The following is a 9,454-nucleotide window of genomic DNA, read 5'->3' on the forward strand; positions in this document are numbered from 1 at the left end:
ATGTAGAGTTGTAGTATAAAAACTGCTGCTTCCATAATGAGATTCCTATTCATCATTAATGGTGAGACATTATGTTAAGCTAATCCTTTAGTTTCGGATTAAAGTTTTTTTATATTTTTTTAAAATGACGGACACAAAAACGCATATACCTCCGAATTATATATATGGATAACATAAATATGTATATAAAAGGGGAGAAATAAGATGAAAGAAAAAAAAGAAATGTTTCAAGAAATCGCTGAGGTGTTAAAGGTATTGGCGCATCCAGTTCGTCTATCTTTAGTAAAAATAATGCTTGCAAAAGGTCCTACTAATGTAACAACAATGTATGGGGATTTACAAATGCCTCAAAGTACAATTAGTCAACATTTATCTAAACTAAAAGCTGCTAAAATGGTTACAGGTACTCGGAAAGGATTAGAAATTTATTATGAGGTAACTGACAATCGCACAAAATCAATATTAGCATGTTTAGTTTAAATGATGATTTCTATTTCAAAATAAAAAGCGCTATTCTTTTCTATGATTTTACAGAGAGAATAGCGTTTTTTATTTTTAAGGAGTATCTTTTTATTAGCTTGATGGTGAAAGGGTATTATCTCTAAAATACAAAAATATTGATTTCGCTTTTATTCTTTCTCAGGGGTTTGAGCTCAAAAGGTCGACTATCACTTTGTTTCCAATGAACTGGACAGTGGAAGAACTTATATTTTTGAATAGAGGGCATTCTATGTTTTTGATATATTAATAGTTGGGGAACAGAAATAAGGGGGATATAGAAATGGAATTATTTGATTACTATAAGCGAAAAGGAAAGATGAAACTGTTAATTGGGACGGGTATTTTTATTCTTGCTTTATGCGCTGTATATGAAGATTGGGGACATATTAATTGGGGGCAGTTTATATTTTTTGTTATCGCTGCTTCTATCTTTTTGGGAATTGGATTTTGGCAGTTAAGAAAAGGAAAGTTGATACAAAAGAATATGATAAAAAGTAATGCAACATTTTGGGATGTTGATACTTTAGTTGTATTAGAATTACCAAAACGAAACAAGCAATTTGGTTTATATCATCCTGATGGTAAGTATATAGCAGGAACAAAGATGGTTTCATCAAATATTCTTTTTTCAGTAATACCTTTTTTACATAATAAAGATGTTTACGGATTAGAAACGAGTAGCGGGGAAATTCTAGCTTATTTTCATACTGAAGTGGACGGATATGATTGGGTAATTTATGACTCGAATTATAACCAAATTGGTATGTTTAAAGAAAAAATGATACAAGGATTTACTATGATACGAGGTACTTTGATGACAGATAAAGCCACAAAATTGTCAGATGTAGAAGTTGAGTTTGATTTTATTCAAAGTACTCTCCGTACAATAGACGGACGTACATTAGCAATTGGTAAGCAGGGATATATGCCTATAGAATGGAGTGAAAGGTTTATGGGTTTAAATGTACCTACTATTACCTTAGGTTCTAATGTGTCTAATAATGAAAAAATTCTCGGTTTAGGGGTGCTTCTTTATAGCTTACGTACAATTGAGATTAGAAAAAGTAGAGCGAGCGTTTAATAAGGCGGAAGTAGTGTTTATATGCGAAACTTTATAGAAATCTCATTTTTCTAATTGTATCTTTTTAGATTGATGGATGTGGGGTCACGTCCATCAATCTAAGAAAACAAGTTAGCTAAAAAATGATGAAAATAAACTTTATAGAAATAAAAAATATGAACGTAGAGGATGAAACAAAGTATATAGTGCTTTTTTAGTCATGTAATCTTTTAATCTGATGATCTTTTCCCCATTCAAACAGATTATCCATTATTTGCATTAAAGATTTTCCGTATTCACTTAGTGTGTACTCAACCTTTGGTGGAACTTCTTGATATACCGTACGATAGATAATCCCATCAGCTTCAAGTTGCCGAAGTTGTTGTGTAAGAACCTTTTGTGTAATGTTTGGGATTTCTCGTTTAATTTCATTTGTTCGCATTTTTCCATCTGACAAAATACATAAAATATGAACTTTCCATTTTCCACCGATTACATCGAGTGTTGTTGCAATTGGGCAATTATCATTTTGATTCATATAACACCTCCACAGGTACTTTAAGGTTCCTATAGCACTTTAAAGTACGTACTTTTCAATTATATGTGACTCATTCATACTAATACGTAAAGGGTTGAATAATTTATAAAGGGGATGAAAAAAGATGAAAACACTTGTAATTGTAGCACATCCTGATATTGAAAAATCAAAAATTAATAAAAGATGGATTGAAGAACTTGAGAAATATTCGGATGAAATTACGGTGCATGAATTGTATAAAGTGGCACCGAATTGGGAGTTTAATATTGAAGAAGAGCAAAAGTTATTAGTAGAACATGACAGATATATATTTCAATTTCCGCTTTACTGGTACAGCTCACCACCATTATTAAAAAAATGGTTCGATGATGTATTAACATATGGATTTGCGTACGGATCTAAAGGAGATAAAGTGAAGGGGAAAGAATTTGGTGTAGCTATTTCTATAGGTGGATTAGAAAAAGACTATGAAAATAGTGGAATTACAATGGATGAGTTGACGAAACCATTCCAAGCTACATGCTTATACACAGGTATGGAATTTATACCTTCCTTTTATTTATATGGTGCAGAATATAAACTAAGCGATGAAGAGATTGATAAAAGTGCACCTGAGTATGTGCAATATGTGATGAACAAGAAGTATTCTAATATATAATGGGAAATATCCATTTACTTGTAAAGTAAATGGATATTTTATATTCTTCTTATATTCACTAAGTGTAATTTTTAGTAAATTAATAGTTAATCTGGTAAAATAAAAAACCTAACATATATAAAGGGGAGTTTTACTTGAGAACGATGCGACAATTATTACAAAAGAGAGCAATGCAATCACCAAATTTGGAAGCGCTTGTAGGGGGGAAGAAAAGATATTCGTTTCAGCAATATAATGAACGAGTAAATCAGTTTGCACATTATTTGTTACATAATGGTGTGCAAAGAGGAGATCGTATAGGAATACTATGCAAAAATAATCACCCATTTCCAAGCGTTATGATGGCAAGTTTAAAAATTGGAGCGGTATTTATTCCGCTAAATCATCAGCTGACTGTTTATGAATTAGAAACGATTGTAAAAGAAGCGAAATTAAAAGTGTTAGTTATTGATGAAGAATTTAATGAAGTGTTATTAAAGGTTGATGCTGTTAAAGAAATTCCTTATGTAATTCAAACAACAAAAGAAGACTTTGGTTCATTTGAATTAGAGTTGCAAAAACAGCCAACGACAGAACCGAACGTAGAAGTTCATGAAGAAGACGATGCCATTTACTTGTTTACATCAGGAACGACTGGACAGGCAAAAGCATGTGTAATTGGACATAAAAACTTACATCATTATTTTGCTGAAATTGCGGGACAAAGAGAGATCCCAGCAGGTGAACGCTTTTTATCTGTGCATCCATTGTTTCATATGAGTGGCGTGCTTTCTATTTTAAATTGTATTTATCATGGCGTTACGATGATCTTCTTAGCTGATTCGAATCCTGCTCTTATTTGGGATAAGATTGAAGAAGAGAAAATTACTACGATGCTTGCTTTCCCAGCCGTTTATAGTTACATGCTTGATGAACTAAATAAAAAAGAACGTAACATTTCAACCTTTAAAGTAGCACAAAGCGGTGGTACAAAAGTGCCAGAAACACTCATTCAAAAATATATGGAAAAAGGCATATATATGGTGCAAGGCTATGGTAGTACAGAAGGTTGGGTTGTAACCTCATGGCATCCAATGATGGGAAAAGAAAAGATGTCTTCTGTAGGAAAGACCTTGAAAAATGTAGAGGTGAAAATTGTTCATCCGGAAACAGGACATGAACTAACAACAAATGAAGTTGGAGAGATTCATGTGAAAAGTCCATACATGTTTAAAGGATATTGGAATAATGAAAAGGCGACAAAGAAGGTAGTAAAAGATAACTGGTTTAACATGGGTGATGCTGGCATGATAGATGATGATGGATTCCTGCATATTATGGGAAGATATAAAGACGTTATTATACGCGGTGGTGACAACGTATATCCAGATCAAGTAGAAGATGTTATTCATGAAATACATGGTGTTTTAGAAGTTGCAGTAGTTGGAGTTCCAGATGACTTTTGGGGAGAGGTTCCAAGAGCTTACATTGTGAAGGATGGCGAAACAACATTAACAGAAGAAAGTATTCTTCAGTATTGTAAAGAGAAATTAGCAAGCTATAAAATACCAGAAGTAGTATTCATAGATGAGTTACCGAAAAACGCTTTAGGAAAAGTGTTGAAGAGGGAATTACGAGATGCAGTTCTTGTGAAATAGAAAATTATGAAACGATGGAGAACCCAGTTATGTATAAAGCATGACTGGGTTTTTATGTATCAAAAACATAATGATTTACTAGATTTTGTATTTTGTGTAAGATAATAAAGAAAATTCAATTAATATTTCGAGGGATGAAATTAAATGAAGCTATCGTTATTAGAAGTAGAGACGGATAGACTTATTATCCGTCCTTTTCAAAAAGCTGATTATGAAAGTTGGTTAGATCGATTTTCTTATTGATTATAAAAATAAAGAAATGGACAAATAAGGGGAAAAGAAAATGAAGACTATAAACGTATTTCATTACGACGCATTTACGAATAAACCAAATAAGGGAAATCCAGCAGGTATTGTATTAGAAGCAGATGGATTAACGGAAGAGGAAATGCAAATTATTGCTGAAAAAGTTGGATATAACGAAACAACTTTTGTTCTTTCCTCAGAAGTAGGAGATATAAGAATGCGCTATTTTACACCTGGTTTTGAAATGGATTTATGTGGTCATGGGACAGTAGGGACGATATTTGCCTTGCGCGAAAAAGGTTTATTAGAAGAGAAAAGTAACCTTACGATTGAAACGAAGGCTGGGATTTTACCGATACAAATAGGTGTAAATGAAAATGGAGAAACCTTTATTAAAATGAGACAGGCAGCACCTCAGTTTAAAGAATTTACAGGTTCAACAGAAGAATTAGCTCATAGTATCGGTTTAGAAGTAAATGATTTAGATGTAAGTTTACCGATTGTATATGGAAGTACCGGTAATTGGACTGTAATTGTACCGATTAAAAAACTTAATGCATGTGAGAGAATGAAACCTAATAATGCTGCATTTCCATCAGTATTAAAAGAAATACCTAATGCTTCTATTCACCCAATTTGTCTAGAAACTTATGATGAACTAGCACAAATGCACGGCCGTCATTTTTCATCAGCTTACGCTGGGACGATTGAAGATCCAGTGACAGGAACAGCTTCAGGTGTAATGGGAGCGTATTATGTGGAGTATTTAGAGAAAGGTTTTGAACATGAATTGGGTTTAATCGTTGAGCAAGGACAGGAAATAAATAAAGATGGTCGTGTAACTGTTTATGTAACGAAAGGGATAGAAAACGAAAAGTTACAAATAGATATTGCTGGAACAGCGGTGTATGTGAAAGAGTTTGAAGTTTCAATATAAAGTGAAAATTTAATCAGTGGGGTCTTACTGCCCGGTGAATAGCGGGATAAAAAGAAAGTCCGGAATACATCCGGACTTTCATTATCTGTTCAATACTTCAATGTACGAAGCATTTCCAGTTGTTCTTAAAGCGGAGCGGAAATTATTATTTTCTAACGCCTTAGCAACTTGTTGTAACTGCTGTGCATCATCATGATGAATAAGTAAGCTGTCAGCACCGCTTTCCTCTATATGAATGTGTTCGACATTTCCGATTGCATCATGTACAGCTTTTAAAAATTCAGGTTTCATATTGTCCTCCTATATGTATGTAACGTTGTAATTTAGTATTTCCTTATTTATGAAATATAAAAGTAAATGAAAGGAGAAATAAAAATGAATATAAAGCAGTTTAATGAACATATAACATCACTATTTGGAGAGCATCTTCATAAATATGGCGATGATGAATATGGTTTTACTTATATAAGTAAAGATGAATTTCACAAAATCGGTTACACAACAAATTTAACGTTAGAAACTATTGAAGAAGCGTATCGAAATGGAGTCGATATGATAGTTACACATCATGCGCCGTGGAGTTTTTTATTTGGTATGGAAGAGGCTTGTATTGAGAAATTGAAGCAATATGAAATGAATCATTTTTGGATTCATTTGCCGTTAGATTTTGTAAAGTTTGGCACGTGTACATCGTTATTTAACGAAATTGGGATAGATACAATACTGGAATATTCAACCTATGAGGAAGAAGAACTACCGGGAATAGGAGAATATAAAGAAGCGATTCCTTTTTCAAACTTAGTTGGAAAACTTGAAGAAAAAATGGAAGAGAAAGTGAAGAGCTGGAGAAATCACGATAAACCAGTAAAACGGATTGCGATCTTAACCGGTGCAGGAAACAATACAAATTTGATTGAACGTGCATTAGAAAAAGGATGTGACACGTACATAACAGGTGAAAAAACATTATATACAGTGCAACATGCGAAATTTAAAGGAATTAATTTAATTGTAGGCAGTCATACGTTTACAGAAGTGTTTGGTGTAGAAAGTTTGGTTCTTAAGTTAAAAGAAAGAGATAATTCAATAGAAATTACTAGATTAAATGAAGATCATTTGGAGTGAAGAAATCACATCGCATTACCAAATGGAATGAACTTTATGATGGAATATTGAAGGAAGCAGTTGAAATGAAATAAAATTATCTTTTGTTATATTAAGATTTTTAGGAGGAATTCCCTTATGTTTGTCAAATAATAGTAAAGTTGTCTTTTGAATTAAGGAAATATTCGGAGTTGAAGGGTGAGAGAATGGACATTTCAATAATCACTGCACAACTAGTTAAGGAAAAAGTTATTTCACATTATCCAAATAGCGTAAAAGCATTAAACGGGGGAACGACAAGTACTATATATTTGTTAGATGAACAATACGTTATAAAGTTGAATGAATCGGATGTCATACGTGAAGAAGCTTATTTTCTTCAGTTTTATAAAAAGGACGAATTATTTCCAAAGCTTTTATATAAGGAACCTTTAAATCGCTATATTGTTTACTCATTCCTTGAGGGCACAACTTCTTGCAAACTAGGCCATAAACGGAGTGTTCTTAGTAAACTTGTAAAGGAAGTTATCAATAAGTATGAAGTAGCTACAGAGGTTGATGGCTGGGGATGGAAAGAAAGCCCAGTTCAATCTTGGAATGAATTTTTAACGACAAATGTGATGGAAGCTCATGAAAATGTAAGACGTTACATAAGTGAGGAAGAGTATAGAACGGTTTTTAAGTTAGCAAATAGTCCAAGTAGGGGGACTGGAATAAATCAGCCATTTTTATTGCATGGTGATCTTGGATTTCATAATTTTATATTTCAAGAGAATGATCTGTATGGTGTAATTGATCCTTTACCAGTGTTAGGAGATCCTATATATGATTTAATTTATGCGTTCTGTTCAACTCCGGAAGATTTAACAAAAGAAACGATTGGTTATGCGATGAAACAATGTGTATTTCATAAAAATGACCGTGATTTATATGAAGAAACAGTCATAGGATTATATTTGCGTATAGATACATGTTTACGGCGCCACCCGAAAGATTTAGAAGATTATTTAGAAGCTTGGCGTTATTGGATGGACGAGGTTGAGGTGACTTTATAGTACAAATATTTTGGGGGAGATAGTGAGATGAATGTTGCAGAAGCCAAAAAGGATTTACTGTAATTCCATTGTCAGTTACAGTTGCCTATTTACTTACTTTTATAAGTTTATTAATTGAAAATAAAAAAGTAGATTATTATCAACAAAAATCAGTTTAATAAAAATATAGGGATAGGGGGAATTATGATGAAAAATTACGTTTGTACAACGTGCGGTGTGCAGTATGCAGCGAGTGTAGAGGAACTGGTGAGTTGTCATATTTGTGATGAAGAGAGGCAATATGTGAATCCGAAAGGGCAGTCTTGGACGACTTTAGAAAATTTGCAAACAGATGATACATATAAAAATGTAATAATCGAAGAGGAAAATGGACTTTATAGTATTACGACAAAACCAGGATTTGCGATCGGTCAAACGGCATTTATAGTGAAAACAGAGTCATATCGTTTACTATGGGACTGTATTACGTATTTAGATGAAACGACAATTGCGAAAATAAAAGAGCTTGGTGGATTAGATGCGATTGCATTGTCTCATCCTCATTATTATTCAACGCAAGTAGAATGGGCAGAGACATTTGATGTACCAATTTATATACACGAAGATGATAAAGAATGGGTGATGCGCCCAAGTAGTCGTATTATTTATTGGTCTGGTGAGTCTTTACAATTAGCGGATGGGATTACTGTACATCGTCTTGGAGGACATTTTAGTGGTGGTTCTGTATTGCATTGGGAAGAAGGTAATGATGGAAAAGGGATTTTGTTAACAGGTGATATTATTCAAGTTGTAGCGGATGAGCGGTGGGTAAGTTTTATGTATAGCTATCCAAACTTAATTCCATTACCAGCGAGAAAAGTGGAAGAAATGGTGAACCGAGTGAAGCCGTTACAGTTTAATCGTTTATACAATGCTTTTCATCGAGTAGTAAAAGAAAATGCAGATGAGGCAGTTGAACGTTCTGCTGAAAGATATATAAAAGCAATAGAAGGAAAGTTGTTTCATACGTAAAAGGAGAGTAGCTTAATGAAAACGTTAGTATGCTTTGGAGATAGTATTACAGCTGATGAAACATTTTTTGATGGAATGCCGAGATTAACACCACGTTTGCAAGAGATGTTTCCGAAGTGGAAAGTAGTGAATGCAGGTGTTCCAGGGGATAATACATTCGATGCGTTAAATAGGATTGAAGAAGATGTAATATCATATAAACCAGATTTCGTAACAGTTTTTCTTGGTACGAATGATGCAGTTTCTTTTTCTCAAGTGTCATTACAAGCATATAAAGAAAACTTAGAGAAGATTGTGAACCATATTTCATCAGATAAAGTACTACTGATTAGTCCTGCACCAGTTGATGAAGAAAGACAGCGTAATAGAACAAATAGAGTGCTTGGTCAGTATGCAGACGTGGTGGAGAAAGTGGCGAGGGAAACAGGAAGTTATTTTCTAAACGTATTCGCTGAAATGATTCAAGAACGGGATTATAAAAGATTTGTAGAAAATGGTGAAAAAGATGGATTACACTTTGGACCAGAAGGCTATGAGTATGTAGCGAGGTTAATTGGTGAAAAGTTAAAAGGAATTTTATAAGGAGCAAAGCACTTAGTGTTTTGCTTTTTCTTGTTTTTTTGCAGTCTATAAACTTATTCACCGCTGTAATTTGCACAGATATTTTGTTTTTTTATATGCGTAAAAGGTTAGCTCTGTTTTAAAGT

General features: G+C 33.4%; 11 protein-coding genes and 2 pseudogenes. 11 read left to right on the forward strand and 2 right to left on the reverse strand.

Translation table 11 applies throughout. From position 1 onward, the window contains the following. Positions 1 to 204: 204 nt before the first annotated feature. A complete protein-coding gene (locus tag ABWK52_RS23590) occupies positions 205 to 480 on the forward strand; it encodes an ArsR/SmtB family transcription factor (protein ID WP_000660066.1) in 276 nt (91 codons plus the stop codon). A 301-nt stretch (positions 481 to 781) separates the two neighbouring features. Further along, positions 782 to 1,582 carry a hypothetical protein gene (locus ABWK52_RS23595; RefSeq protein ID WP_000418473.1) on the forward strand — a complete coding sequence of 267 codons (801 nt, stop codon included), beginning with the start codon at positions 782 to 784 and terminating at the stop codon, positions 1,580 to 1,582. Positions 1,583 to 1,775: 193 nt separating this feature from the next. Here the strand turns inward: ABWK52_RS23595 and ABWK52_RS23600 are convergent, their stop codons facing one another. Then, a complete protein-coding gene (locus ABWK52_RS23600; protein WP_001072981.1) occupies positions 1,776 to 2,099 on the reverse strand; it encodes a winged helix-turn-helix transcriptional regulator in 324 nt (107 codons plus the stop codon). 124 nt (positions 2,100 to 2,223) lie between these two features. Here ABWK52_RS23600 and ABWK52_RS23605 point away from each other — a divergent pair, with 124 nt between their 5' ends. The 4 genes and pseudogenes from ABWK52_RS23605 to ABWK52_RS23620 all read left to right on the forward strand — a co-directional run bounded on the left by ABWK52_RS23605 (position 2,224) and on the right by ABWK52_RS23620 (position 5,577). Then, positions 2,224 to 2,757 carry an NAD(P)H-dependent oxidoreductase gene (locus tag ABWK52_RS23605; protein ID WP_000855231.1) on the forward strand — a complete coding sequence of 178 codons (534 nt, stop codon included), beginning with the start codon at positions 2,224 to 2,226 and terminating at the stop codon, positions 2,755 to 2,757. Positions 2,758 to 2,900: 143 nt separating this feature from the next. Next, complete coding sequence (locus ABWK52_RS23610; RefSeq protein ID WP_002061911.1) at positions 2,901 to 4,394, forward strand: class I adenylate-forming enzyme family protein; 1,494 nt, start codon at positions 2,901 to 2,903, stop codon at positions 4,392 to 4,394. Positions 4,395 to 4,538: 144 nt separating this feature from the next. Continuing rightward, a pseudogene (locus tag ABWK52_RS23615) lies at positions 4,539 to 4,631 on the forward strand (GNAT family N-acetyltransferase); the annotation flags it as partial. Between the two features lie 46 nt (positions 4,632 to 4,677). Then, positions 4,678 to 5,577: a PhzF family phenazine biosynthesis isomerase gene (locus ABWK52_RS23620; protein WP_098541116.1), complete on the forward strand. Its 900-nt coding sequence runs from the start codon at positions 4,678 to 4,680 to the stop codon at positions 5,575 to 5,577. 81 nt (positions 5,578 to 5,658) lie between these two features. On the opposite strand, the gene ABWK52_RS23625 is transcribed toward ABWK52_RS23620, so the two are convergent. After that, complete coding sequence (locus ABWK52_RS23625) at positions 5,659 to 5,868, reverse strand: hypothetical protein (RefSeq protein ID WP_000801651.1); 210 nt, start codon at positions 5,866 to 5,868, stop codon at positions 5,659 to 5,661. Between the two features lie 84 nt (positions 5,869 to 5,952). On the opposite strand from ABWK52_RS23625, the gene ABWK52_RS23630 reads away from it, so the two are divergent. The 5 genes and pseudogenes from ABWK52_RS23630 (at position 5,953) to ABWK52_RS23645 (ending at position 9,329) form a co-directional block, all read left to right on the forward strand. Then, entirely contained in the window at positions 5,953 to 6,702 is a 750-nt protein-coding gene (locus ABWK52_RS23630; RefSeq protein WP_016118346.1) for a Nif3-like dinuclear metal center hexameric protein, read from the forward strand. A 185-nt stretch (positions 6,703 to 6,887) separates the two neighbouring features. Further along, positions 6,888 to 7,736 carry a phosphotransferase gene (locus ABWK52_RS23635; protein ID WP_098541162.1) on the forward strand — a complete coding sequence of 283 codons (849 nt, stop codon included), beginning with the start codon at positions 6,888 to 6,890 and terminating at the stop codon, positions 7,734 to 7,736. A 41-nt stretch (positions 7,737 to 7,777) separates the two neighbouring features. Continuing rightward, a pseudogene (locus ABWK52_RS29850) lies at positions 7,778 to 7,894 on the forward strand (DUF7010 family protein); the annotation flags it as partial. A gap of 25 nt (positions 7,895 to 7,919) precedes the next feature. Further along, positions 7,920 to 8,747, forward strand: a complete 828-nt coding sequence (locus ABWK52_RS23640) for an MBL fold metallo-hydrolase (RefSeq protein ID WP_098541115.1) — start codon at positions 7,920 to 7,922, stop codon at positions 8,745 to 8,747. A 15-nt stretch (positions 8,748 to 8,762) separates the two neighbouring features. Further along, positions 8,763 to 9,329, forward strand: a complete 567-nt coding sequence (locus tag ABWK52_RS23645; RefSeq protein WP_000855202.1) for an SGNH/GDSL hydrolase family protein — start codon at positions 8,763 to 8,765, stop codon at positions 9,327 to 9,329. The last annotated feature ends 125 nt before the right edge of the window (positions 9,330 to 9,454 follow it).

The organism is Bacillus sp. AP50 (assembly GCF_040492675.1).
In the GTDB taxonomy this organism is placed as follows: domain Bacteria; phylum Bacillota; class Bacilli; order Bacillales; family Bacillaceae_G; genus Bacillus_A; species Bacillus_A cereus.